Here is a 23,444-nt window from a genome sequence, read left to right as displayed (position 1 = left end):
AGGGCGGTCAGTTGGTGATGCGGCCGCCGGCGACGTCGACGGTGACGCCGGTGAGCCAGGAGGCGGCGTCGGAGGCCAGGAAGAGCGCGGTCCGCGCCACGTCCTCGGGAGTCCCCAGCCGCCGGAGCGGGTGCGTGCCGGCGACCTTGTCCTGCGTCTCGAGAGGCATGCCGGCCAGGACCTTCTCGGTCGCGATGGCCGAGGGGGCGATGGCGTTGACGCGGACGCCGTGCGGCCCGACCTCGGTGGCCAGGTGGCGGGTCAGCATGACCAGGCCGGCGTTGGCCACGCCGTACGCGAGGTTGGCCCGGCTGGGCTGCCGTCCCGCGGCCGAGGACATGGTGATGATCGACCCTCGGCCGCGTTCGACCATGCCGGGCAGGAACGTGCGGATGGTGAGGAACGCCGAGGTCAGGTCGGAGTCGAGGACCTGACGCCAGCGCTCCTCGGTCAGCTCCGTGGAGGGCACGGGGAAGCCCTGCCCGCCGGCGAACGCGGCCAGTACGTCCACCGGGCCGAGTTCGTCCTCGGTCCGCCGGCGAGCGTCCTGAAGGGCGGCGGAGTCGGTGACGTCGGCGACGACGGCGATCGCCGTACCGCCCCTGCCGGTGATGTCGGCGACGACCGAGTCGAGGGCCGCGCGGTCCCGGCCGACCGCGGCCACCTTGGCGCCCTGCGCCGCGAACTCCCGCGCCGTCCGCGCGCCGATGCCGCGCGATCCGCCGGTGATGAGGACGACACGACCGTTCAGGTCCGAATAGCTGCTGGACATCGCGAAATGACTCCTGATCACTGGTTCTGGGGCTGGGTACGGTGCCGGGTCCGAGGCAGCAGGGCCGCGACGGACACCAGCCAGATGACGCCGCCGAAGCGGACGACCGGCAGGAGGTAGCCGAAGTCCGAGGCCACCAGGGTCAGCAGGGACACCATGCCGATGACGGCCAGCGGCAGCCCGGTCCAGGTCACGCCGCGCGGAAGCAGGCCGGCCAGCAGGCCCGTCACCGAGATCCCGGCGATGAGCAGGGCGAATGTCACCGCGTAGAGCGGGCCACCGGACAGGAACGACAGGTCGGCGAGGGCGCGGGCCAGAGCCGGCGGGGCGTCGGCCGGCAGCCGTCCACCGGTCCAGCCGAAGATCGAGCTGAGCGCCAGCGCGACCGACGCCAGCACTCCGCCGACCAGGGTGATCGCCGAGCCCGGCGCGGTGATGCCCAGGGCCCGCAGCCGCCGGTACAGCACCGCGGCGCCCAGCGCCAGCGGCACGGCGGAGGCCAGCAGCAACAGCGCGCCGAGCTCGGCGGTCGTCTCGTGCGTCCGCGCGTAGTGCAGGACGGCCGTGCCCGAGGCGTCGGGGTGCGGAGTGTCCCGGTTCACGACGGTGTAGGCGACGGTCGTCACCGCGAAGGCCACGACGGGGGCGAGCAGCGGCGGCCCGGTCTGCGGCCGGCGCCCGGAGCCCGTCGACCGCCGTGAGGTGGTGGTGCCGGTCATGGGTTGCTCCTTCCAATCGGTATACATCTGATAATGATTACAGATTGGAACGATTGTCAACTGTGTATGATGTTCGCATGAGTACGGAGCGCGAGAACGAGCATCCGGCGTCCAGGGGCGGCGCGGCCTTCCTGCTGGCCCAGCTCGGCGCCCACGCGGCTCAGCGGTTCGCGGACCGGGTCGCGGAGCTGGATCTGACCCCGGCGCAGGCGGGCCTGCTGCGCCTGCTGGCCCAGGCCCCCGGCCACAGCCAGCGTGAGCTCGCCGACATGCTGGGGATGCCGCCGAGCCGCTTCGTGCCGTTCGCCGACGGCCTGCAGGAACGCGGCCTGATCGAGCGGCGCAGGAAGCCCGGCGACCGCCGCGTCCACGCCCTGCGCCTGACCGACGAGGGCATGGAGCTCCTGGCCCGTCTCCGCACCGTGGCCAGGGCGCACGAAGAGGACGTCTGTCAGGCGCTCTCTCCGGACGAACACCAGCAGCTGATCGGCCTGCTCCGGCGCATCGCCGACCAGCAGCAGCTCACCCCCGGCATCCACGTCGGCTACCGCCGCCTCCGCTGACGCTTGACGGCCGCGGCGGCGCTGCTCGGCGACCCGGAGGTGCTCGTCCTGGACGAACCGGTCAACGGACTCGACCCGGAGGGCACGCGATCGCCGTCGCCACCGTGACGCGGGACGTCACGGACTGACCCGTGGCACGGCCGGAGGTCAGCGGAGCGGGCGGAAGAACGCCCGGACGTCCTCGATGAGCAGGTCCGGCGCCTGCAGCGCGGCGAAGTGCCCGCCCCGGTCGAACTCCGACCAGTGCACCACCTCGTGGTCGCGTTCGGCCAGGCGGCGGATGGTCGAGTCACCGGGGAAGACCGCCACGCCCAGCGGTACCTTCGACGGCTCCGGCCGCCCCCAGGAGGCGGCGCTCTCCCGGTACAGCCGTGCCGCCGAGCCGGCCGTCCCCGTCAGCCAGTAGACCGTCACGTTCGTCAGGATCGCGTCCCGGTCGATCGAGCCCACGGCGTCGCCGTAGTCGTCGAACCATTCCGTGTACCAGCCGAGCTGCCCGGCCGGTGAGTCCGCCAGCCCGTACGCGAGGGTCTGCGGCCGGGTGCTCTGGATCGCCGCGTAGCCGGACCGCTCGTCCTTCCAGCGGGCCAGCCCGGCCAGCCGTTCCCGCTCGGCCTCCGTCAGGCCGGTCAGCTCATCGGGATCACCCGACGGCAGGGCGGTGAGCGCGTTCGCGTGCACGCCGACCACCTGTGACGGGGCGACCCGCGCCAGCTGAGGGGAGATCCGGGCGCCCCAGTCGCCGCCCTGCGCGCCGTACCGCTCATGGCCCAGCCGGCGCATCAGCTCCGCCCACGCCCGCGCGACACGCGTCACGTCCCAGCCCGCCGACCGCGTCGGCCCGGAGAACCCGTAGCCCGGCAGCGAGGGCACCACGATTTCGAACGCGTCCGCCGGATCGCCGCCGTGCGCGGCCGGGTCGGACAGCGGGCCGATGAGGTCGAGGAAGTCCGCGACCGTGCTCGGCCAGCCATGGCTCAGGATCAGCGGCATCGCCGCCGGCTCGGGCGACCGTACGTGCAGGAAGTGGATGCGCTCACCGTCGATGACGGTGGTGAACTGCGGAAACGCGTTGAGCCGGGCTTCGTGCGCACGCCAGTCGTAGCCGGTGCGCCAATACTCGGCCAGCTCCCGCACCCGCGCGAGCGGCACGCCGTACGACCAGCCCGCGCCGGGCAACTCGTCCGGCCAGCGCGTACGGGCCAGCCGGTCGTTCAGGTCGTCGAGGTCGGCCTGGGGGACGTCCACGCGGTACGGGCGAATGGCGTCGCTCATGCCCGCCAGTGGACACCCCGTTCAGGTCAGGTCCTGTCCTCTGCGAACTCCGCCATCCCGTCGGCGAAGGAGATCGAGGCGCGGAACCCCAGCTCGGCCGCGGCGCGCTCCGGTGCCGCGACGATGTGCCGGACGTCCCCGAGCCGGTACTCCCCGGTCACCACCGGCTGTGGGCCGCCGTACGCCTTGGCCAGGGCGATCGCCATCTCCTCGATCGTGTGCGGCTCGCCGCTCGCCACGTTGTACGCCCGCAGGGCGCCGGCGGCGTACGGCGCGGCCGACAGCGCCAGCACGTTGGCCCGCGCCACGTCGCGTACGTGCACGAAGTCGCGCCGCTGGCCGCCGTCCTCGAAGACCCGCGGCGCCTCTCCGCGTTCGAGACGGGACCGGAAGATCGCGGCGACACCGGCATACGGGGTGTCGCGCGGCATCCGCGGGCCGTACACGTTGTGGTAGCGCAGCGCGGTCACCGAGCCGCCCGTCGCGCGCGCCCACGACGCGGCGAGGTGCTCCTGGGCGAGCTTGGTGTCGGCGTAGGCGTTGCGCGGATCGGCCGGCGCGTCCTCACCGACCGTGCCCGGCGTCAGCGCCGCGCCGCACGACGGGCAGCGGGGCGCGAACCGTCCGGCGGCCAAGTCGGCCTCGTCGCGCGGCCCGGGCCGTACGCGGCCGTGCGCGGCGCAGTCGTAGGCGCCCTCCCCGTACACCACCATCGACGAGGCCAGCACGAGCCGCCGGCAGTTCGCCCGCGCCATCGCGGCGAGCAGCACGGCGGTGCCCACGACGTTCGCGGACGCGTAGCCGGGCAGGTCGGAGACGTCCACGCCCAGCCCGACCTTGGCCGCCTGGTGGCAGACCACGTCGACCCCGTCGAGCCGACCGGAGACGGTGGCCTCGTCGCGTACGTCCTGGCCCGAGCGCAGGTCGAGAGTGCGCACGTCATGGCCGCCTTCCCGCAGCGCGTCCACGACGTGGGAGCCGATGAAGCCGGAGGAGCCGGTCACGAGTACACGCATGGCCGCACGCTAACCACCCGGTCCGGGCGGCGTCCCGCGACGGAGGTATGCCGTAGCACTTCCGTAAGAACGCGAACCACCTGCGTACGGGCGTAAACCGACTTGAAACCTCCGACGTCCTTTGTAAGCCGCGCGCCATCGCGCGCGGCGAGGCCTTAGGAGGGCTTGAGTGAGAAGCAGCGTTTTCTCGCGAGCGTTGGCCGCCGCGGCGGTCACCGCGTTGGGGGCGGCGGGAACGACCGGCGTGGCGCACGCGTCCGTCGTCTCGGCCGGCACGACGGTGCGGGCGACGACGGTGAAGGCGGCGGCGACGGGGGCCAAGCCGTACGACTTCAACGGCGACGGCTACGCCGACCTGGCGCTCGGCGACCCGTACGGCAAGGTCGGGAGTCTGACGAGCGCGGGCTTCGTGACGATCGTGTACGGCTCGAAGTCGGGCGCGAACACCGCGAAGAAGCAGGTCATCAGCCAGAACACCAGCGGCGTGCCGGGGGCCGCCGAGAAGACCGACCACTTCGGGTACTCCCTTGCGTCCCTGGACTACGACCGGGACGGGTACGCGGACCTGCTCGTGGGCACCCCGGACGAGGACACGACCGCCGGCACGAACGCCGGGTCCGAGACGATCCTGTGGGGCAGCAAGTCGGGGCTGACCGGCACCGGCTCGCAGACCATGGCCGAGCCGTCGAACGCCGGCGCGAACCACCGGTTCGGTTTCTCGGTGACCACGGGAGACTTCGACGGTGACGGTCTGACCGACTGGGTGGACACCTCGCCCGGCGACGCCTACTTCTGGACGTTCACCACGTCGTCGCAGAACCTGCGCGCCGCCGCCGCGGCGCGGACGTTCCGTCCGGCGGCCAAGGGGCGGCCGGTGCGCGGTTCCCAGAAGGGGATCCACGCGGCGGCCGCGACCACGCTCGACGCCCTGGTCCCGGTCGGCGGTGACGTCAACGGCGACGGCCGCCTCGACCTGATCGTGGGCTGGCGCAACTCCAAGGCGGAGGCCAAGTACCAGTACGGCTTCGACGTGTGGACCGACATCTCCGCCGTCTCCCAGGACCCGGCGAAGGAGGTGCTCACCAAGCTCGACGGGCTCGCGGCGGGCGACTTCAACGGCGACGGTTACGCGGACGTCGCCGCCGGCGCGGCCGACGACAGCGGGCGCGCGCACAGCCACCTGGTGGTCTTCCCGGGCGGCGCCGACGTCGCCATGGACGCCTCGTACCTGGTCAACCAGGAGACCGCCGGGGTGCCGGGCGCCACCGCGCTGGGCGACAAGTTCGGCACGTCGCTGTCGGCCGGGGACGTGAACAAGGACGGCAAGGCCGACCTCGCGGTCGGCGTGCCCGGACGTACCGTCAGCGGCGCGGCGCGGGCCGGCGAGGCCATCGTGCTGTACGGCGGGACCGACGGGCTGACCGGCACCGGTTCGCAGGCGGTCTCGCAGAGCACCTCCGGCGTTCCGGGCTCGGCCGAGACCGACGACGCGTTCGGCACCGGGGTGAGCCTGCTGGACATCACGGGTGACGGCTACGCCGACCTGATCGCCGGGGCCTCGGGGGAGAACTCCCTCGACGGCTGCGTGAGCGTGCTCAAGGGCGGAACCTCCGGCGTGACCGGAACCGGCTCCGCGACCTTCGGCGCGGGGACGGTCGGTGTCTCCGGCAAGGGCGCCCAGCTCGGACGCGTCATCGGCCGGATCGGCTGACGACGGACCGGGTCCTGCCGCCGGGTTCGGAGCACTCGGCGGCAGGGCGTCCGATTTCGGCCATTTTCAACCAGTAAACCCGCCAGATACCTCCAACGTCTTCTTGATCGCCACTCGCCATCGCGAGCGGCAATCTGAGGAGGTTTGGTGAAAGTACGCGTTTTCTCGCGCGCGCTGGCCGTCACCGCGGTCACCGCGGTCACCGCACTGGGCGCGGCGGGCGTGGCCGGCACGGCTCACGCGTCCGCCGCTCCGAGCACGGCACAGGCCGCGGTGAAGGCCGCGCCGGCCGGGGCGAAGCCGTACGACTTCAACGGCGACGGGTACCCCGACCTGGCGCTGGGCAGCCCCTACGGCACCGTCGGCAGCCTCACGACCGCGGGCTTCGTGACGATCGTGTACGGCTCGGCGTCCGGGCCGAACACCGCCAAGAAGCAGGTCATCTCGCAGGACACCGCCGGTGTGCCGGGCGTCGCGGAGAAGGCCGACCACTTCGGGTTCTCGCTCACGTCCTTCGACTACGACGAGGACGGGTACGCCGACCTGATCGTCGGCGCGCCGGACGAGGACACCACCGCGGGCTCCAACGCCGGTTCGGAGACGATCCTGTGGGGCTCGTCGTCCGGGCTGACCGGCAGCGACTCACAGGCCCTCAACGAACCCGACAGCCCCGGCGCGGACCACCGGTTCGGCTACTCGCTGGTCGCGGCCGACTTCGACGGTGACGGCCACACCGACTGGGTGGACGGAGTGCCCGGCATCAACGCGTTCTACCCGTTCCACAACCCGGGTCCGCCGGCCGTCGCGGCCAAGAGCACCACCACCCGGCCCGGGCGGGCGTTGCCGCCCGCCCCCCACGCCCAGACGGTCCGCAAGGGCAAGAAGGCCGCGACGGCGGCTGCCGCGGACAGCACCACCACCGGGTTCATCCTGGCGGCCGGTGACGTCGACGGCGACGGGAAGCCCGACCTGGTCCTCGGCTGGCAGCAGACCGTGGCGCCGACCTCCGGGTTCGACGTGTGGCACAACTTCACCGACACGGGCCTGTCCCACGCGAACACGGCGGCCACCAGCCTCAACAGTGTCGCCGTGGGCGACTTCGACGGTGACGGGTACGGCGACATCGCGGTCGGCGGCGCCGACGAGAGTGAAGGCGTCGGCGGCCACGTGAAGGTCTACAAGGGCGACGCCGACGTCACCCTCGGCACGACGACCACGCTCACGCAGGACAGCGACAACGTGCCGGAGACGGCCGTGGCCGGCGACCGGTTCGGCTACTCGGTGGCGGCCGGTGACGTGAACAAGGACGGCAAGGCCGACCTGGCGGTCGGCGCGCCGTACAAGACCGTCACGTCGCAGTCGCACGCGGGCGAGTTCTTCCTGCTGTACGGCGGCGCGTCCGGCCTGACCGGCACCGCCTCGCAGGCGGTCTCGCAGGACACGGCCGGGGTGCCCGGTGCGGCCGAGGCCGATGACGAGCTCGGCTGGACGGTCAACCTGACCGACGTCAACAAGGACGGCTACGCCGACGTGATCGGCGGCTCCCCGAAGGAGAACGGCACCGACGGCGCGGTGACCTACCTGGGCGGCACCGCCTCGGGCGTCACCGCCACCGGCTCGCAGGGCTGGGGCGCCGGCACGCTCGGCGTCACCGGCCGGGACGCGCAGATCGGCGTCCGCCAGGGCCGCGACGGCTGATCCACACCGGGCCGGCCGCCCGCTCAGGTGCCGGGCGGCCGGCCCACCGACTCCTCGACGGCGCGAATGGTCGGGCACGGCCAGCGCCACATGCACGCCCGGCAGCGGCGGATCGGGCTGGCCGGGTCGCTGGAGATGCCGCCCGCGTCGCGCGGCTGGTGCAGGTCGAGCAGCCGCAGGCCCAGGTCGGCGAAGGCGATCACCTCGTCGCGGGCGGAGGCGAGGAACCGCAGGTCCTCGCGCGAGAGCCGGGCCTTCACCGGCACGACGCCCTCACGGTTGATCAGCCCCGAGAAGTAATGCGTGACGGACCGCCACGAAGTGGACTTCTGGGAACGGGTCCGGATGATCTCCAGGCGCTCGCGCAGCCGGGCGCGCCGCGGATCGTCGAGCCTGCCGCCGGTCACCGTGCCCGCCCCGCATTCCGCGCGGCGCGCGACGGGCCCGCATCGCCATTACCCACGGCATCTAGCTTCCCTTAAGCGCGACGCGCCGGTGGGCGAAATCCCGCACATCGGGTCCCCGGAGCAGAGATGATCTAGATGTGCCCTGACCTGCGTCGGAACAATTTATAAATGTCGGGTTAAATGCGGAAAACTGCGCAGCGTTCAGGCAAAGGACACCCCACCGCCGGGCAACGGACAGTCCCTAATCTGGCTCGCCTCTGGTTCCCCCGAGCAGGGGACGCTAGTGTGCGGCTCGTGGAGCTAAAGATCTCGACTGCATCTCAGGGAGGTCACGCCGTCGTCTCGGTCTACGGCGAGGTCGATCTCTATACGGCACCTAGATTGCAAACGGAGCTGGCCGCGCTCGTGCGCGACGGAGTCAGCCGGCTCGTCGTGGACCTCAGCGGGGTCGAGTTCTGCGACTCGACCGGCATGAACGTCCTGCTCTCGGCCATGAAACGCATGCGTGAGCACGGTGGTTCGCTCGAACTCGCCGCGCCGCGTTCGGCGGTCCGCAGGATTCTCCAGGTCACCGGCCTTGACACGGTGTTCTCCGTGCACGATGCCGTACCTGCCTTCGGACGGACGTAGCCGCCACTACCATCGCCATCATGCAGGCGGACATCCAGGCCGACACGGCCGTGATCATCTCGGCCAAGGACGAGCAGGACCGCATCGGCGCGACCGTGGAGGCCGCCGCGACACTACCGGGCGTCGACCTGGTGGTCGTCGTGGACGACGGATCCACGGACGCGACGGCGCGGATCGCCGAGGGCGGGGGCGCGAAGGTCGTCCGGCACTCGCGCAACCGCGGCAAGGCCGCGGCCATGGAGACCGGCGCGTCCGCCGTGCGTCTTCTCGACGGCGACGTGCCGCGTCACCTGCTCTTCCTGGACGCCGACCTGGGCGAGACCGCCAAGCAGGCCGGCCCGCTCGTCGAGCCGGTACGCGACGGGTCCGCCGACATGACCATCGCGGTCTTCACCGAGCTGGTCAAGCTCGGCGGACACGGCTTCGTCGTACGCCTGTCGCGCGACGGCATCAAGCGGCTCACCGGCTGGTCGGCGTCCCAGCCGCTCAACGGCCAGCGATGCATGACCCGCGCGGCCTTCGAGGCGGCCCTGCCGCTCGCGCCGGGCTTCGGCGTCGAGACCGGCCTCACCGTCGACCTGCTGCGCAAGGGCTTCCGGATCACCGAGGTCGAGGTGCCGCTCGCGCACCGCGCCACCGGCACCGACTGGCGCGCCCAGCTGCACCGCGCCCGCCAGTTCCGCGACGTCGGGCGCGCCCTGGCGGCCCGCGAGCCGGCCGTGGCCAGGCAACGGGACCGCCTGCGCCGTGCCGGACGCTGACCTGCCCCCACCCGCCGGCACCACCCCGCCCGCGGTCTCCGCCGAGCCGGAATCACCGGCCGGCGAACCCGCCGACCACTCCGCCCCACCGGACCGTCCGCTCCCCAGCCGTACGGGCGAGGCGGCCGCCGTGCCGCCGCACCGGTCCGGGGAGCCCGCGGACCGTTTCGGCTCACTGGATCGTCCGTCCCCGAGCCGTACGGGAGAGGCGGCCGCCGTGCCGCCGCATCGGCCCGGGGAGCCCGCGGACCGTTTCGGCTCACTGGATCGTCCGTCCCCGAGCCGTACGGGAGAGGCGGCCGCCGTGCCGCCGCATCGGCCCGGCGTCCCCACGGCGCGCCGTGACCGTCGCGGCCCGGCCGGGCTGGGCCTGAGCGCCGCCGGCCTGACGTGCTTCCTGCTCGTCGCCCTGCTCGGCCCCTCCGTCATGGAGCCCGCCCTGCCCGGCGGCGCCGGCCAGCCCCCGTACTCCCTGGTCGTCCACCCCTCCCCGTACCTCGTCATCGGTCTCACCGTCGCCGGCGTCGTCCTCTCCGTCGCCGGCGTGGCCCTGTGCGCGCTCGCGGCACGCCGCGGCTGGATCTTCCGGCCGCGCCTGCTGCTGGCCGCCGGCATCATCGCCGCCGGGGCGTTCGCGCTGATGCCGCCGGTCGGCTCCGCCGACCACCTCAACTACGCCGCGTACGGGCGGATGGCCGTCACCGGCAACGACCCGTACGTCACGACCGCGCGGAGCCTGCCCGCCGACCCGGTCGCCCGCGCCGTGCAGGACTGGCGCGACACCCCGACCGTGTACGGGCCGATCGCCACCGCCCAGCAGACGTTCGCCTCGCTGGTCGGCGGCGCGTCGGTGCGGCTGACCGTGTTCGTCATGTCGCTGACCAACGCGCTCGCCTTCGTGGCCGTCGGCCTGCTGCTCTACCGGACCGTACGCGGCGACCCCGCCCGCGAGCTCCGTGCCGTCCTGCTGTGGATCGCCAACCCGCTGCTGCTCTTCGAGCTCGTCGGCGGCGCGCACAACGACGTGCTGGCGATCGCGTTCGCGGTGGCCGGGCTGGTGGTCTTCGGGATGCCCGACCCGCTGCGACCCCGGCCGGGCGACGGCCGTGGCCTGAGCCGCTGCGTGTCCGCGGGCGTCCTCATCGGGGCGGGCGCCGCGATCAAGATCAATGTCGCCATCGCGGGCGGCGGTCCGCTCCTGGTGCTCGTGAGCGAGTGGTGGCGGGCGCGCGGCACCGGCGAGACCGGGCACCGCACCGGCCTGGGGCCGACCGTGGCGCGCGCCGCGACCTTGTGCGCCTCCGCGGCGGCCGTCACCGGCCTGGCCTACCTCATGGCGGGCCCGCACTCGCTCGACCAGCTCGGCCGGGCCTCCAAGTCGGTGTCGCTGGCCACGCCCTGGCACCTGCTGGCCGGCACGGGCGGCGGCCTGCTGGTCACCATGCCACGCTCGGGCGTACGGCTCGGCTCGGTGCTGCTGACGCTCGTGCTCCTGGTGCTGCTGCTGCGCGCACTGCCCCGGCCGCACGTCGGCGGCCTGGCCGACCCGGTCGGCGACGAGACGTTCCGCGTCGCCGCCGCGCTCTCGCTGGCCTGGCTGTTCGCCGCCCCGTACGCCCTGCCCTGGTACGACGGGCTCGGCTGGGCGACGGTCGCGCTGCTGGCCTGGTCGCGGTTCGACGGGCTCCTGCTGGTGCGCACCGGCGTGCTGGCCCTGGCCTACCTGCCCGCCCGGGACCCCCGGCACGCCGGGCTGCCGCACGACCTCGACTGGCTCGTCACGGTCGTACGGGCCCAGGTCACGCCTTGGGCGCTGACGCTGACTCTGATCGCTCTGATCGCGGCGGCGGCGCGCTGGTCTCCTCGGGCCCAATCGCCTGGATGCTCGCCGCGAGCGCCAGCGGGATCGCCACGGTGAACGCCAGCGCCGGGATCGCCACCCCGGAGTCGTTGACCAGCATGCCGGCCCCCGCCGTGACCAGCGCGGCGACGAGCGTCGGCCGCAGCGCGGGCGCCCGCTCGTAGGCGGTCTGCAGCACGGCGGCGCGCAGGGCCGTCGGGCGCAGCAGCGCGAAGATCAGGAAGGCGACGGCGGCCACCGCGATGAGCGTCAGCTCCCAGTTGACGAAGGTGCCGACCATGCCGCGGAACTTGCGGAACACGACCGTGCCGCCGTCTCCGTTCATCAGGCTCTTCCAGAACTCCCCGATGTGGGTGGGCTCGGCCCGCAACGAGTCGAGGAACGCCACGCCCAGCACCACGACCGCCCCCACGGCCAGCACCGCCAGCAGCCGCGACAGCCGGATCCGCCGGCCCGCGATCATCAAGGCGAACACGGCGAACCCGGGGAAGATCGCGATGATGCCGCCGAAGTCGGCACCGGCGAACGGCGCGCCGTCGATCACCAGGCCCAGCACCCCGGCGCCGATCACGACCGCCGTCGCCGCGGTCCGGCGGCCCGAGCCCAGCAGCCATCCGGCCACCGCCCCGGTCACGATGATCAGGCCGGTCACCCACAGGGCCCACGGGATGTTGCCGAAGCCGTAGAAGCGGCCGGCGACCACCGGCGTGTACCCGAGCATGCTGCACGTCTGCAGGTGGCTGCCGGTGAGCACGTCGAGCGTCAGCACCAGGGCCGTCACGGCGCCGACGACGGCACCCGCGCCGGTGATCGAACGGCGCCACGGCCCGGCGAGGGCGACGGCGGTGATCACGGCGATGGAGACGAGCACGCCGGTGACCATGACGACCGCCGGGTGCCCGGAGGACCACCACGGGATCACGTTGGCGAGGAACGTCGCCGCGGGCAGCGCGGCGCCCGCCAGCGCGGCGACCCGGGCCGCCGTCAGGAGGCGGCGCTGTTTGCGCCTGAGGGCGAACAGCCCGAACGCGTACAGGGCCACCTGCACGATCACGAGCGCGAGGTAGAAGGACGACAGGACGCCCCGGTAGACCTGCGCCTGGACGTCCTTGTCGTTCAGCCGGTCGGCGAGCGTGGCGACGGAGTGCGGCTTGGCGCCGCCGTCGCGCCACCGCGTGCCGACCGCGTCGCTCGGCTGCTTCAGGCCGAGGGAGTGCAGGATCGTCGCGGTGACGTCGGTCAGCGTGACCAGGCCGCCGGTCCGGGTGGAGTCGGCGGTCAGGTAGCGGGAGGAGTACCCGGGGCCACTGGCGATCGCGACCCGCAGGTGGGCGATGACGTTGGCGTCGGACAGGCCCGCGACCAGCACGGTGGTGTTCGGCGGCAGGGTGGTCAGCGCCTGGCCGATCTGGTCGTCGGCGGTCTTCACCGCCGCCGCCCGCTTCTTGGCCGTCACGTTCGCCTGGTGGCCGTTCACGTCCACGCCGGCGTCGATGTAGGCGTGGACGACGTCGTCGACGTCGACCACGGTGAGCGCGCACCGGGAGAGCCCGTCGGCCGGGATCTGCTCGGTCGAGGGGACGTATCCGTCGACCCGGCCGGCGCTGTCGGCGGCGCCGAGGACCGCGCCCGGCCCGACCGCCATCGTGCAGCCGCCGGCGCGGTGCACCGCGTCGCCGAGCAGGCCGACGCGCGACTTGTATTTGTTGTGTGCATTGTCGTCGCGCATGGCGGCGAATCCGGGGACGGCGCTGCCCTCGGGCGCCGGCGGCAGGCCGCAGCTGCCGTGGCGAAGCTGTGATCTCTGTCCCGCGGAGACCGTGAGCCAGCCGTCGATCGGGCACGTGTGCGGGCCGACCGTCTTGACCGACAGGGCGGCGGCGGAGCCCTGCGTGGCGAGCCTGGCGAGGTTCGGCGTGGCGGTAGCGTTGATGTCGCCCCACTGGAGCCCGGGCACGCCGATCAGCACGACGTGGCCGCTGGGCGGGGCGCTCGCCGACGCCGCCGGTGCCATGGCGGGCAGGAGAGCCAGCGCCACGGTCGTGAGAAGGAGCAACGCGACCGCTGCACCTTTTCTGTGGCGACGTCCCGCATTGCGCGGCTGTGCCACGATCACCTCCATGTCTGGGACGTCCCCAGGCTAGTCGCGGACGCGGGACAGGATGGACACATGGGTGAACGAAGGACGATACGCGGGGCGGTGATCGTCACAGTGGCGTTCGCCATCGCCGCCGTCGCGGTCGCGCCCCTCGTCCTGCACTGGCTGACGAACCAGCCTGATCAGCGGCTCGTCGATCTGGACGTCTACCGCTCGGGCGGGCAGGCCGTGCTGCGCGGGGCCCCGGTCTATGACTTCCTGACCCAGCCGCCGCAGCTCCTCCCGTTCACCTACCCGACGTTCGCGGTGCTGCTGGCCGTGCCGCTCGCCCTGGTCCCGTGGACCGTCGCCCAGTGGCTGTGGACGGCATTGATCTTCGTCGCCATGACCCTGGTCGTGCGGTACTCCTTCGCCCGGCTGCTCGGCCGGATCCGGCCGTGGGCGCCGATCATGGTCGGGGTGCTCGTCGCGCTCTGCGCGTACGCCATGCCGCTGCGGGACCAGGTGCGGTTCGGGCAGGTCGACATCATGCTCGTGGCCATGTGCGTGGCGGACGTCGCCCCCGCGCGCACCCGCTGGCCGCGCGGCGTCCTGGTCGGGCTGGCCACCGCGATCAAGCTGGTGCCCGGGGTGTTCGTGCTCTACTTCCTGATCACCGGCCGGCGGCGCGAGGCGATCCACGCCGCCGTCGCGGCCGTGGCGGCGACGCTCCTGACCTTCCTCGTCCTGCCCGCCGACTCGGCCGACTACTGGTTCCGCGCGCTGTTCGACAGCGATCGGCTCGGCTCCAACAACGGCACCACCAACCAGTCGATCCGCGGCATGCTGCTGCGCCTGTACTGGCCGGACGCCGTGACGTCGCTGATCTGGCTGGTCTGCGTCGCGATCGTCGCCTACATCGGCTTCCACGCCGCCCGCGCCGCCTGGCGGGACGGCGACGAGATCCGCGGCATCGCGATCACCGGGCTGATCGCCGTGCTGGTGTCGCCGGTCTCCTGGATCCACCACCTCGCGTGGCTGGTCGTGGTCCTCGGCGCGATCGTCGGGGACGGACGCGGCCTGCGCCGCATCGCGCTCGCCGCCGGCGTCTGGCTCTTCTACGTGCTGGAGGTGCCCTGGTGGGGGATCACCATGCTGGCGCACCACATCGGGCCCCGGTTCGCCGGCCGGATCGTCCAGGACGCGTACGGCCTGGGGGCGGTGGTGCTCTTGGTCGTCTTGTGGCGGATTCGCCGGTACCCCATTGATTCGCAAAGTGACGGCCCGGACACCTCGCGTAATGAGCCCAGGGTGGGTACGCTCAATTCGTGATCCACATCACTCTGGCATTGATCGGCATCATCCTCGGCGGCCTGGGCCTCTACGCGGGTCTGACCGCGCGCAAGCGCGCGGTGCAGGCGTTCGAGGAGTGCGCGGAGATGATGCGGCGTCAACTCCAGGTGACCTCCGGCGCCGGCGACAACCGCGCCGTCCGCGACGTCGCGATCGTGCACTACGACGCGCTGAAGGAGTCCTCCGCCGGGCTGTCCTTCTCCGTGGCGATGCTCAACGCCCTGGGCGACGGCATCGTGCTCACCTCGATCAACGGCCGCACCGAGGCCCGCACGTACGCCCGGGTGATCCAGGGCGGGCGCAGCCAGCAGGTGCTGTCTCCGGAGGAGGACCACGTCGTCCGCGCCGCCCGGCTCGGCCGGGGTCCGGCCATCCGGCTCGACGAGCGGCTCGACGTCCGCGTCAACGGACAGCCCTCTTCCCCCTCATAACGGCCCTGCCGGTCCATGGCAGCCCGTAACCTGAAATCGCACCGGACCGGATCAGGGCAGAGGGGAACTTTCGTGATCGACCCACGTCACAGTGCCGTGGCCGGCACGCGGTTCGCCTATTTCGGGCCCGAGGGCACCTTCACCGAGGCGGCCCTTCTCACGTTGCCCGAGGCGGCCGAGGCGTCCCGTGAGCCGTTCGCCACCGTCCCGGCGGCCCTCGACGCCGTACGCCGCGGCGACGCCGACGCCGCGATGGTCCCCCTGGAGAACTCCGTCGAGGGCCCGGTCACCACCACGGTCGACGACCTCGCTGACGGCGACGCGCTGATCATCGCGGGTGAGGTCCTGATCCCCGTGGAGTTCTCCCTGCTCGTGCGCCCCGGCACGGGGCTGGGCGACATCAAGCGGATCTGCACCCACCCGCACGCCTACGCCCAGTGCCGCAAGTGGCTGGCCGCGACCCTGCCGGAGGCCGACGTGTCGACCGGCACCTCCACCGCCGGCGCCGCCATGGAGGTCTCCGACCCGACCTCGAGCTTCGACGCGGCGATCGCCGCCCCCATCGCCGGGCGGCGCTACGGCCTCGTCGCCGCCGCCGAGGGCATCGCCGACCACTCCGGCGCGGTCACGAGGTTCGTGCTCGTACGCCGCCCCGGCCCGCCCGACGCCCCGACCGGCGCCGACCGCACCTCCCTGATGGCGTACCTCACCGACGACCACCCCGGCGCGCTGCTGGAGTTCCTCACCGAGTTCGCGGTGCGCGGCGTCAACCTGACCCTGATCCAGTCGCGCCCGACCGGAGACGGCTTCGGCCGCTACCGCTTCTGGATCGACTGCGAGGGCCACGTCGCGGACGCCCGGGTCGGCGAGGCGCTCATCGGCCTGCGCCGCGTCTGCGCCGACATCCGCTTCCTCGGCAGCTACCCGCGCGCCGACAGGGTGCGCCCGGAGATCCGCCGCGGCACCCACGACGACGACTTCGCCGAGGCGTCCGCCTGGCTGTCGGCCATCCGCTCCGGCCGCGACCTGTAGCTCCTCGTATGTGATCAAACCGTGTCCGGACGGTGGACAACGCCCGGCCCGGCGCCCGCGTCACCTAGGGGATCACCGCCCCTACCCCTTGGAGACGCGCGTGTTCAAAGCTCTTGGAGCCGTCTTCGCGGCCGTCGTCGTCGTGGCCGCCGCCCAGGTGCCGGCGAGCGCCGATGGCACCCCCGCGCCGACGCGCTTCAGCGAGTTCTCGATCAACCCGACCGCCGTCGACGTCGACCATCCCACGGTCACGTACACGGGGCGCGTGGTCTACACCGACGCCGGCGGTACGGAGGAGGGCCTGCCGGACGCGCGCGTCTGCCTGCGCAAGGACGAGGTCTGCCTGGATTACGTGAACACGGACGCGGACGGCCGGTTCACGGCCCCGGTGACTCTGGGGACGACCGGGGAGCATCCGACGATGGTCGAGGGGAACGCGGGAGCGTACTTCCAGGGCAACGCGGACTACCGGTACGCGCTCGTCACCCCCGGCGTCTTTCTGCACGTTCTTCCCGCCAAGACCCGGATCTCGATGGCGTTCGACCCGGCGCCGTCCGTGATCGGCGCGACGGTGAAGGTCACCGGGCGCCTCGAACGGGTCATGCCGGACGGAGGGGCGACCGGCGCGGCGGGTCAGGTGGTGAAGGTCTTCTTCCAGCCTGACACCGGTGGTGCTGATCCGGCGGTCCAGATCGCGCAGGGGCTCACGGCCGCCGACGGCTCCTACAGCGTGCCCGCCACCGTGCCCGGCGAGGGCTACTGGCACGTGGAGACGCCCTACGTCTACGACCGCGGTCCGGCGGGCGACGGGTACGGCCCGTATCTCGGCGCGCGGGCGGACAGCGGCGTCATGGTCGCCGACCACCGTACGGCGGTCATCGGTTTCAACGCCGCGCCCGAGCCGGTGGGCAAGGGCAACACGATCACCGCCACCGGCCGTGTGGTGCGGTACCGGGCGGACGGGTCCACCGAGCCGGGGACGAGTTCGCCTCTGCTGCAGTTCTCCACCGACGGCAAGAAGTGGACGGACCTGTACGGCGTCGACCCGGACGCCGACGGCTACTTCAAGATCACCACTCCGGCGGTGCGCGACGGCTACTGGCGTGTCGACACCACCGAGATGCCCGGCGCCGGGGAGCTGCCCGCCACGAGCGGTTCCGACTATGTGGACGTGCGCTACCGGACGGCGATCTCGTCGTTCAACGCTTCGCCCGAGCCGGTGCGCAAGGGCAGGACGATCACGGTGAGCGGCACGTTGAAGCGTGACACGACCGCCTGGAAGGCCTTCTCCGGCCAGAGCGTGAAGATCTACTTCCAGGCAAAGGGCGCCACGACCTGGACGTACGAGGGAAGCGCGAAGACGACTTCCACCGGACACTTCGCCCACGGGTTCAAGGCCGCCAAGGACGGTACCTGGCGCGCGACGTACTCGGGAGGCTCTTCGTACCTGGCGGTGACCGGTTCCGGCGACTATGTCGACGTCCGCTGATCGGCGATCGGAAGTTATCGGGGCGCGGAGGCCAAGGACGTCCGGGTAACCTCGTGCCTGTGATCGACCTGCGAACCCTTCGTGACGACCCGGAGCGGCTGCGTGTGAGCCAGCGCGCCCGAGGCGAGGACGACACCGTCGTCGAGCGGCTGCTCGACCTGGACGAGCGGCGGCGGTCCGCGCTGAGTTCGTTCGAGTCGCTGCGGGCGGAGCAGAAGTCCTTCGGACGGTCGGTCTCCAAGGCACAGGGCGACGAGCGCCAGAAGCTCCTCGACCGGGCCAAGGAGCTCGCCCAGCAGGTCAAGGAGGCAGACGCCGAGGCGCAGCGGCTCGACCAGGAGCTGACCGAGCTCCTGCGCACGGTGCCGAACATCGTCGAGGAGGGCGCTCCGGCCGGCGGCGAGGAGGACTACGTCGTCCTGGAGACCGTCGGCACCCCGCCGACCTTCGCCTTCGAGCCCAAAGATCATCTGGAGCTCGGCGAGGCGCTCGGCGCGATCGACATGGAGCGCGGGGCCAAGGTCGCCGGCGCCCGGTTCTTCTACCTGACCGGTGTCGGCGCCCAGCTCCAGCTCGCCCTGCTCAACCTCGCGATGGAGCAGGCCATCGGGTACGGCTTCACCGCGATGGTCCCGCCCGTGCTGGTCAAGCCCGAGGCGATGGAGGGCACCGGCTTCCTCGGCGCGCACGCCGCCGAGGTCTACCAGCTGCCCCAGGAAGACCTCTACCTCGTCGGCACCTCCGAGGTGCCCCTGGCCGGCTACCACATGAACGAGATCATCAGCGATCTCCCGCGGCGCTACGTCGCCTGGTCCTCCTGCTTCCGCCGCGAGGCCGGGTCGTACGGCAAGGACACCCGCGGCATCATCCGGGTGCACCAGTTCGACAAGGTGGAGATGTTCTCCTACTGCGACCCGGCGGACGCGCACGAGGAGCACCTGCGCCTGTTGGAGTGGGAGAAGGAGATGCTCGCCAAGGTCGAGCTGCCCTACCGCGTGATCGACACCGCGGGCGGCGACCTGGGCACGAGCGCGGCCCGCAAGTACGACTGCGAGGCGTGGGTGCCGACCCAGAAGCGCTACCGCGAGCTGACCTCCACCTCCAACTGCACCGACTTCCAGGCGCGCCGCCTGTCGGTGCGTCACCGCGACGGCAACGGCCGCACCCGCCCGGTGGCGACGCTCAACGGCACATTGGCCACGACCCGGTGGATCGTCGCGATCCTGGAGAACCACCAGCAGGCCGACGGTTCGGTACTCGTGCCCAAGGCACTCCAGCGGTTCCTCGGTCGCGAAGTGCTCGAGCCCGTCGCGAAATGACGTCCCCGCGCCTGATCGCGACCGACCTGGACGGCACGACCGTACGCAGCGACGGCACGGTGTCCGAGCGCACCGTCAAGGCGTTCGCCAGAGTGGAGCGGGCCGGGGCCATGCTCGTCATGGTCACCGGCCGGCCGCCACGCTGGATCCACCCGGTCGCCGAGGCCGTGGGACATCGCGGCGTCGCGATCTGCGCCAACGGCGCCCTGGTGTACGACCTGCACGACGAGCGGGTGATCCGCTCGCACCTGATGACCGCCGAGGCGCTGCGCACCGCGATCGAGACGCTGAACGCCGCCCTACCCGATCTGGGCTTCGCGGTGGAGTACGAGAACGGCATCCAGTACGCGCGCGGCTATGAGCTGTCCGGCTGGGACAACGCCGAGCGCGACGACTCGATCGCGCTGAAGGAGCTGATGACGCGGCCGGCCGCCAAGCTGCTGGCCCGCCATCCCGAACTCGACGCCGACGCGCTGCTCGCCGCCGTCACCGACCTGGTCGGCGAGGTCGTGCTGCCGACCCACTCCAACGGCCGCCGGCTCGTCGAGATGAGCGCGCCGGGCGTGTCCAAGGCCAGCTCGCTCGCGGAGCTGTGCGACGAGCACGGCATCGCCTCCGCCGACGTCGCGGCGTTCGGCGACATGCCCAACGACCTGCCGATGCTCATGTGGGCGGGCCGGTCCTACGCGGTCGCCAACGCGCACCCGCAGGTGCTCTCCGCGGTGGGCCGTACGGTGGCGGGCAACGACGATGACGGCGTTGCCCGCACCATCGAAGAACTGTTTCCCGAGGAACTATAGGTACGGGCCGGAGGCGCGGCCGGGGGCGCTGTCCTCCTGCGGGATCGCGCCGGGAGGCAGCGCGCGGCGCATCTGCTCGAGCTGGGCACGAGCCGCCATCTGCTGGGCGAACAACGTGGTCTGAATGCCGTGGAACAGGCCTTCGAGCCAGCCGACGAGCTGCGCGTGGGCAACCCGTAGCTCGGCCTCGCTGGGGGTGTTGTCGGTGGTGAACGGCAGCGCGATGCGCTCGAGCTCCTCGATGAGCTCCGGCGCGAGCCCGTCCTCCAGCTCCTTGATCGAACGCTGGTGGATCTCCGCCAGCCGGGCCCGGCTGGCCTCGTCGAGCGGTGCCTGCCGGACCTCTTCGAGCAGTTGCCGGATCATGCTGCCGATGCGCATGACCTTGGCCGGCTGCTCGACCATCTCGGCGACCGAGCGCTCCTCCGACTCACCGTCCTCACCGGAGGCCGTCGCCATGCCGTTCTGGCCGACGACGACGATATGCGGGTCCTGGTTGCTGTTCAGTGGATTGTTCATGGGGCCTCAGTTTCCCACCGTGAGGAGGATCTTGCCGATGTGGGTGCTTTCTTCCAGGATGCGGTGCGCGGCGGCCGCATCGTGCATCGGGACCGTCCGATCCGTGATCGGGCGCACGGCCCCCGACTCCAGCAGCGGCCACACGTGCTCGCGCACCGAGGCGACGATCTCAGCCTTCTCTTCGCGTGGCCGGGACCGCAACCCCGTCGACTGTATCGACGCGCGCCGGCTCATGAGCTTGCCGAGGTTCAGCTCGGCCCGGGCGCCGCTCTGGAAGCCGATGATCACGAGCCGGCCCCCGGTGCCCAGGGTCTCCACGTTACGCGCCAGATATTCGGCGCCCATGTTGTCCAGGATGACATCGACCGGCCGGGCCGCTTTGACGAAATCCTCGGTGCGGTAGTTGATGGCGATGTCGGCACCGAGCTCGCGGCAGCGTTCGAGCTTTTCCTCGCTGCCCGCGGTGCACAGCACTCGCGCGCCGTGCGCCTTGGCGAGCTGGATCGCCATCGTGCCGATTCCGCTCGAACCGCCGTGCACCAGGAATGATTCGCCTTCGCGGAGTCCGGCCAGCATGAAGACGTTCGACCAAACGGTGCAGACGACCTCGGGCAGGCCCGCGGCCTCGACCAGGCTCACGCCTTTCGGAACGGGCAGCACCTGCCCCGCGGGCACGGCCACCCGCTCGGCGTAACCGCCGCCGGCGAGGAGCGCGCACACCTCGTCACCGACGCTCCACCCGGTGACACCCTCGCCCAGCGCCGCGATCCGCCCGGAGGCCTCGAGCCCGGGATATTCGGACGCGCCGGGCGGCGGGGGATAGGCGCCCTTTCGCTGGGAGACGTCGGCGCGATTGAGACCGGCCGCGACGACGTCGAGTAGCACCTCACCTGGGCCGACGACGGGATCGGCGACCTCGGTCCAGCGCAATACGTCTGGCTCGCCCGGATTTTCGATCACGATCGCATGCATGGGCCTCACGTTAGTCGGGCATGGTGACGCGACACGGTATGGGCCGGTACCTAGAGTGGCTTAGGCTGCCGATGAGCGTCTTTTTGCGGGTTCATCCACTGCGCGTCCACGAGGGGGACCTAGTGGCACGAAATGATCAGGATAAAACGGGTCGTTCTCTCGAAGAACAACTCGCGTCCCTTGATGCGATGAGCGGCGACGACGCCGCGAGGCCGAGCGAAGAGGACAGGGCGAAAAAGCCCGGCGAGGACAAAGCGGTCGAAGAGGACGAGGGCGAGTCCACCGGCGTGTGGACGAACACGCCGCCCGCGCCGACCTTCCCGCAGTACCCCGCCCCGCAGGACGCCCCCGCCCAGCCGCCCGCGCAGCCGTCCACCGAGGGGCCGCAACCCTACGGCTTCGGCTTCCCCGGCTATCCCCCGCAGGACTTCGGCGGGGTGCAGCAGCCGCCGCAGTTCCCCGGCATGCCCGCACCCGGCCTGGAGTACGGCCCGTCGCCGTACCAGCCGCCCGAGCAGCCCGGTCCGCCGCCGTACGAGAGCATCCCGCCGGTGAACGGCACGGGCGCCGCCGAGGCCGCCCCCGCCGAGCCGGAGGAGCGGTACGAACCGGACGAGGAAGAGCGGACCCAGTACGTCGACCGGCGCCTGCCGGCCGCCGAGGCCACCCAGGTGGACTCCGGCTACGACAACTACTCCGAGGGCGGCTACCCCGGCTACGCGCAGTACCCGCCGCCGCAGTACGGTCCCCAGCCGGAGCAGGGCTACCCCGGCCAGCAGTACTACGGACCGCCCCAGGGCGGCGAGCAGCCGCCGTACCAGGGACAGCAGCAGTACGGCCCGCCGCCGGAGGCCGAGCAGGGCCAGTACCAGGGCCAGTCGCCGTACGCTCCGCAGGCCGAACAGGGCCCGTACCAGCAGTCCTACCCGCAGCAACACCAGCAGTACGGCCCGCCGCCCGAGGCCGAGCAGGTCCCGTACCAGCACCAGGGCTACGCCCCGCAGCAGTACGGGCCGCCCGGCGCGGAGCAGGGACCGCCGCTGGCCCCGCTGCCGGACGCGTACGCCCCGCAGCCCGAGACCGGCCAGACCGCCGACAGCCTGAGCGCCGACACCTTGCTGCGTGGCCGTCGGCACGCGCCGGCGGGCGGCTGGCGGCGCGCGGTCTACAAGGCGTCGGGTGGCGTCATCCACCCGGGCGAGTCGCCGCAGGAGCTGCGCAAACGCGAACTACTCGCGCGCGCCCGCACGCCCGTCGCCGGCGGCCACCACCGTGTGGCGGTGATGAGCCTCAAGGGCGGCGTCGGCAAGACGACGACCACCGTCGGGCTCGGCTCGACACTGGCGTCGCTGCGCGGCGACCGGGTCATCGCGGTCGACGCCAACCCCGACCGCGGCACGCTGTCGGACAAGGTCCGCCTGGAGACCGCCACGACCGTACGCGACCTGCTGAACGAGCACCAGCAGATCCAGCGGTACGCGGACGTGCGGGCCTACACGTCGCAGTCGTCCTCCCGGCTGGAGGTGCTGGCCTCCGACCGCGACCCGGCGGTGTCCGAGGCGTTCAGCGAGGACGACTACCGCACCGTCGCGCACGTGCTGGAGCACTTCTACTCGATCTGCCTGACCGACTGCGGCACCGGCCTGCTGCACTCGGCGATGGCGGGCGTGCTCGGCCTGGCGAACCAGCTGGTGCTGGTCAGCTCACCGTCGGTCGACGGCGCACGGTCGGCCTCGGCGACGCTCGACTGGCTGGAGGCCCACCACTACGGCGACCTCGTACGCAACGGCGTCGTGGTGCTGTCCATGGTGCGCTCCCGCAGCCGCAGCACGGTCGACCTGGACCGGCTCCAGGCCCACTTCGAGAGCCGCTGCCGGGCGGTCGTCCGCATCCCGTACGACCCCCACCTCGAAGAAGGCGCCGAAGTAGAGCTCGACCAGCTCTCCGCGGCCACCCAGGACGCCTACCTGGTCCTGGCCGCGACCGTGGGCGACGGCTTCGCCTGGCCCACCAGCTGAGGCCTTGTCCCAGAGCCTCCT

21 protein-coding genes and 1 pseudogene are annotated in these 23,444 nt (G+C 72.1%); 14 read left to right on the top strand and 8 right to left on the bottom strand.

Annotated elements, in window-relative coordinates; all coding sequences use genetic code 11:
- Window positions 1–7 precede the first annotated feature (7 nt).
- The gene (locus tag ACQEV1_RS00945) at window positions 8–772 is read right to left on the bottom strand and encodes an SDR family NAD(P)-dependent oxidoreductase (protein WP_433390082.1); all 765 of its coding nucleotides are present in this window, start codon (window positions 770–772) and stop codon (window positions 8–10) included.
- Between the two features lie 17 nt (window positions 773–789).
- Window positions 790–1,491 (bottom strand): hypothetical protein, encoded by a 702-nt coding sequence (locus ACQEV1_RS00940; protein ID WP_433390079.1) that lies wholly within the window; start codon window positions 1,489–1,491, stop codon window positions 790–792.
- 77 nt (window positions 1,492–1,568) lie between these two features.
- On the opposite strand from ACQEV1_RS00940, the gene ACQEV1_RS00935 reads away from it, so the two are divergent.
- Together ACQEV1_RS00935 and ACQEV1_RS00930 are read left to right on the top strand one after the other, a co-directional pair.
- Window positions 1,569–2,054 carry a MarR family winged helix-turn-helix transcriptional regulator gene (locus tag ACQEV1_RS00935; RefSeq protein WP_433390076.1) on the top strand — a complete coding sequence of 162 codons (486 nt, stop codon included), beginning with the start codon at window positions 1,569–1,571 and terminating at the stop codon, window positions 2,052–2,054.
- Window positions 2,055–2,144 (top strand): annotated as a pseudogene (locus ACQEV1_RS00930) (ABC transporter ATP-binding protein); the annotation flags it as partial.
- A gap of 57 nt (window positions 2,145–2,201) precedes the next feature.
- Here ACQEV1_RS00930 and ACQEV1_RS00925 read toward each other — a convergent pair.
- Together ACQEV1_RS00925 and ACQEV1_RS00920 are read right to left on the bottom strand one after the other, a co-directional pair.
- Window positions 2,202–3,329, bottom strand: coding sequence for an epoxide hydrolase family protein (locus ACQEV1_RS00925; RefSeq protein WP_433390074.1), 1,128 nt, complete (start codon window positions 3,327–3,329; stop codon window positions 2,202–2,204).
- Between the two features lie 26 nt (window positions 3,330–3,355).
- Window positions 3,356–4,345 (bottom strand): NAD-dependent epimerase/dehydratase family protein, encoded by a 990-nt coding sequence (locus tag ACQEV1_RS00920; protein ID WP_433390071.1) that lies wholly within the window; start codon window positions 4,343–4,345, stop codon window positions 3,356–3,358.
- Window positions 4,346–4,514: 169 nt separating this feature from the next.
- On the opposite strand from ACQEV1_RS00920, the gene ACQEV1_RS00915 reads away from it, so the two are divergent.
- Window positions 4,515–6,056, top strand: a complete 1,542-nt coding sequence (locus ACQEV1_RS00915; RefSeq protein ID WP_433390068.1) for an FG-GAP repeat protein — start codon at window positions 4,515–4,517, stop codon at window positions 6,054–6,056.
- Between the two features lie 147 nt (window positions 6,057–6,203).
- Window positions 6,204–7,754 (top strand): FG-GAP repeat protein, encoded by a 1,551-nt coding sequence (locus tag ACQEV1_RS00910; RefSeq protein ID WP_433390065.1) that lies wholly within the window; start codon window positions 6,204–6,206, stop codon window positions 7,752–7,754.
- Between the two features lie 23 nt (window positions 7,755–7,777).
- Here ACQEV1_RS00910 and ACQEV1_RS00905 read toward each other — a convergent pair whose 3' ends face one another.
- On the bottom strand, window positions 7,778–8,161 hold the full coding sequence (locus ACQEV1_RS00905) for a hypothetical protein (RefSeq protein WP_285577599.1): 384 nt from the start codon (window positions 8,159–8,161) through the stop codon (window positions 7,778–7,780).
- 294 nt (window positions 8,162–8,455) lie between these two features.
- Between ACQEV1_RS00905 and ACQEV1_RS00900 the strand changes: the two genes are divergently transcribed.
- From ACQEV1_RS00900 to mptB, 3 genes are read left to right on the top strand one after another with little or no spacing between them, the layout of a single operon-like run.
- Window positions 8,456–8,791 carry an STAS domain-containing protein gene (locus tag ACQEV1_RS00900; protein WP_285577871.1) on the top strand — a complete coding sequence of 112 codons (336 nt, stop codon included), beginning with the start codon at window positions 8,456–8,458 and terminating at the stop codon, window positions 8,789–8,791.
- Between the two features lie 20 nt (window positions 8,792–8,811).
- Complete coding sequence (locus tag ACQEV1_RS00895; protein ID WP_285577600.1) at window positions 8,812–9,552, top strand: glycosyltransferase family 2 protein; 741 nt, start codon at window positions 8,812–8,814, stop codon at window positions 9,550–9,552.
- A complete protein-coding gene (mptB, locus tag ACQEV1_RS00890) occupies window positions 9,539–11,470 on the top strand; it encodes a polyprenol phosphomannose-dependent alpha 1,6 mannosyltransferase MptB (protein ID WP_433390060.1) in 1,932 nt (643 codons plus the stop codon). Before ACQEV1_RS00895 ends, mptB begins: the two co-directional genes overlap by 14 nt.
- Here mptB and ACQEV1_RS00885 read toward each other — a convergent pair.
- On the bottom strand, window positions 11,352–13,469 hold the full coding sequence (locus ACQEV1_RS00885) for a hypothetical protein (protein ID WP_433390057.1): 2,118 nt from the start codon (window positions 13,467–13,469) through the stop codon (window positions 11,352–11,354). The two genes, mptB and ACQEV1_RS00885, sit on opposite strands and share 119 nt — an antisense overlap.
- A 114-nt stretch (window positions 13,470–13,583) precedes the next feature.
- Between ACQEV1_RS00885 and ACQEV1_RS00880 the strand changes: the two genes are divergently transcribed.
- The 6 genes from ACQEV1_RS00880 to ACQEV1_RS00855 all read left to right on the top strand — a co-directional run bounded on the left by ACQEV1_RS00880 (window position 13,584) and on the right by ACQEV1_RS00855 (window position 19,914).
- Window positions 13,584–14,822: a glycosyltransferase 87 family protein gene (locus tag ACQEV1_RS00880; protein WP_433390054.1), complete on the top strand. Its 1,239-nt coding sequence runs from the start codon at window positions 13,584–13,586 to the stop codon at window positions 14,820–14,822.
- The gene (locus tag ACQEV1_RS00875) at window positions 14,819–15,274 is read left to right on the top strand and encodes a DUF4446 family protein (RefSeq protein WP_285577609.1); all 456 of its coding nucleotides are present in this window, start codon (window positions 14,819–14,821) and stop codon (window positions 15,272–15,274) included. The genes ACQEV1_RS00880 and ACQEV1_RS00875 overlap by 4 nt, the downstream gene beginning before the upstream one ends.
- Before the next feature lie 72 nt (window positions 15,275–15,346).
- Window positions 15,347–16,306 (top strand): prephenate dehydratase, encoded by a 960-nt coding sequence (gene pheA, locus ACQEV1_RS00870; protein WP_285577611.1) that lies wholly within the window; start codon window positions 15,347–15,349, stop codon window positions 16,304–16,306.
- 100 nt (window positions 16,307–16,406) lie between these two features.
- The gene (locus ACQEV1_RS00865; protein ID WP_433390051.1) at window positions 16,407–17,795 is read left to right on the top strand and encodes a hypothetical protein; all 1,389 of its coding nucleotides are present in this window, start codon (window positions 16,407–16,409) and stop codon (window positions 17,793–17,795) included.
- 59 nt (window positions 17,796–17,854) lie between these two features.
- Window positions 17,855–19,114, top strand: coding sequence for a serine--tRNA ligase (gene serS / locus ACQEV1_RS00860; RefSeq protein ID WP_285577614.1), 1,260 nt, complete (start codon window positions 17,855–17,857; stop codon window positions 19,112–19,114).
- Window positions 19,111–19,914 (top strand): HAD family hydrolase, encoded by an 804-nt coding sequence (locus tag ACQEV1_RS00855; RefSeq protein ID WP_285629179.1) that lies wholly within the window; start codon window positions 19,111–19,113, stop codon window positions 19,912–19,914. The genes serS and ACQEV1_RS00855 overlap by 4 nt, the downstream gene beginning before the upstream one ends.
- Here the strand turns inward: ACQEV1_RS00855 and ACQEV1_RS00850 are convergent.
- Together ACQEV1_RS00850 and ACQEV1_RS00845 are read right to left on the bottom strand one after the other, a co-directional pair.
- The gene (locus tag ACQEV1_RS00850; RefSeq protein ID WP_285629181.1) at window positions 19,909–20,433 is read right to left on the bottom strand and encodes a bacterial proteasome activator family protein; all 525 of its coding nucleotides are present in this window, start codon (window positions 20,431–20,433) and stop codon (window positions 19,909–19,911) included. The two genes, ACQEV1_RS00855 and ACQEV1_RS00850, sit on opposite strands and share 6 nt — an antisense overlap.
- A gap of 6 nt (window positions 20,434–20,439) precedes the next feature.
- On the bottom strand, window positions 20,440–21,405 hold the full coding sequence (locus ACQEV1_RS00845; RefSeq protein WP_285577620.1) for an NAD(P)H-quinone oxidoreductase: 966 nt from the start codon (window positions 21,403–21,405) through the stop codon (window positions 20,440–20,442).
- 188 nt (window positions 21,406–21,593) lie between these two features.
- On the opposite strand from ACQEV1_RS00845, the gene ACQEV1_RS00840 reads away from it, so the two are divergent.
- The gene (locus tag ACQEV1_RS00840; protein WP_433390047.1) at window positions 21,594–23,423 is read left to right on the top strand and encodes an AAA family ATPase; all 1,830 of its coding nucleotides are present in this window, start codon (window positions 21,594–21,596) and stop codon (window positions 23,421–23,423) included.
- Window positions 23,424–23,444 lie beyond the last annotated feature (21 nt).

Origin of the sequence: Actinoallomurus sp. CA-142502, assembly GCF_050936355.1 — a bacterium.
GTDB lineage: Bacteria > Actinomycetota > Actinomycetes > Streptosporangiales > Streptosporangiaceae > Actinoallomurus > Actinoallomurus iriomotensis.
The sequence above is the reverse complement of the archived record's forward strand: the minus strand, read 5'-3'. Positions and strand labels throughout refer to the sequence as shown.

Coding starts and splice junctions, on each gene's coding strand:
- ACQEV1_RS00895 (WP_285577600.1), top strand. CDS start 8,812: ATGCAGGCGGACATCCAGGCCGACACGGCCGTGATCATCTCGGCCAAG.
- ACQEV1_RS00845 (WP_285577620.1), bottom strand. CDS start 21,405: ATGCATGCGATCGTGATCGAAAATCCGGGCGAGCCAGACGTATTGCGC.
- ACQEV1_RS00945 (WP_433390082.1), bottom strand. CDS start 772: ATGTCCAGCAGCTATTCGGACCTGAACGGTCGTGTCGTCCTCATCACC.
- ACQEV1_RS00920 (WP_433390071.1), bottom strand. CDS start 4,345: ATGCGTGTACTCGTGACCGGCTCCTCCGGCTTCATCGGCTCCCACGTC.
- ACQEV1_RS00880 (WP_433390054.1), top strand. CDS start 13,584: ATGGGTGAACGAAGGACGATACGCGGGGCGGTGATCGTCACAGTGGCG.
- ACQEV1_RS00840 (WP_433390047.1), top strand. CDS start 21,594: ATGAGCGGCGACGACGCCGCGAGGCCGAGCGAAGAGGACAGGGCGAAA.
- ACQEV1_RS00940 (WP_433390079.1), bottom strand. CDS start 1,491: ATGACCGGCACCACCACCTCACGGCGGTCGACGGGCTCCGGGCGCCGG.
- ACQEV1_RS00935 (WP_433390076.1), top strand. CDS start 1,569: ATGAGTACGGAGCGCGAGAACGAGCATCCGGCGTCCAGGGGCGGCGCG.
- ACQEV1_RS00855 (WP_285629179.1), top strand. CDS start 19,111: ATGACGTCCCCGCGCCTGATCGCGACCGACCTGGACGGCACGACCGTA.
- ACQEV1_RS00850 (WP_285629181.1), bottom strand. CDS start 20,433: ATGAACAATCCACTGAACAGCAACCAGGACCCGCATATCGTCGTCGTC.
- ACQEV1_RS00925 (WP_433390074.1), bottom strand. CDS start 3,329: ATGAGCGACGCCATTCGCCCGTACCGCGTGGACGTCCCCCAGGCCGAC.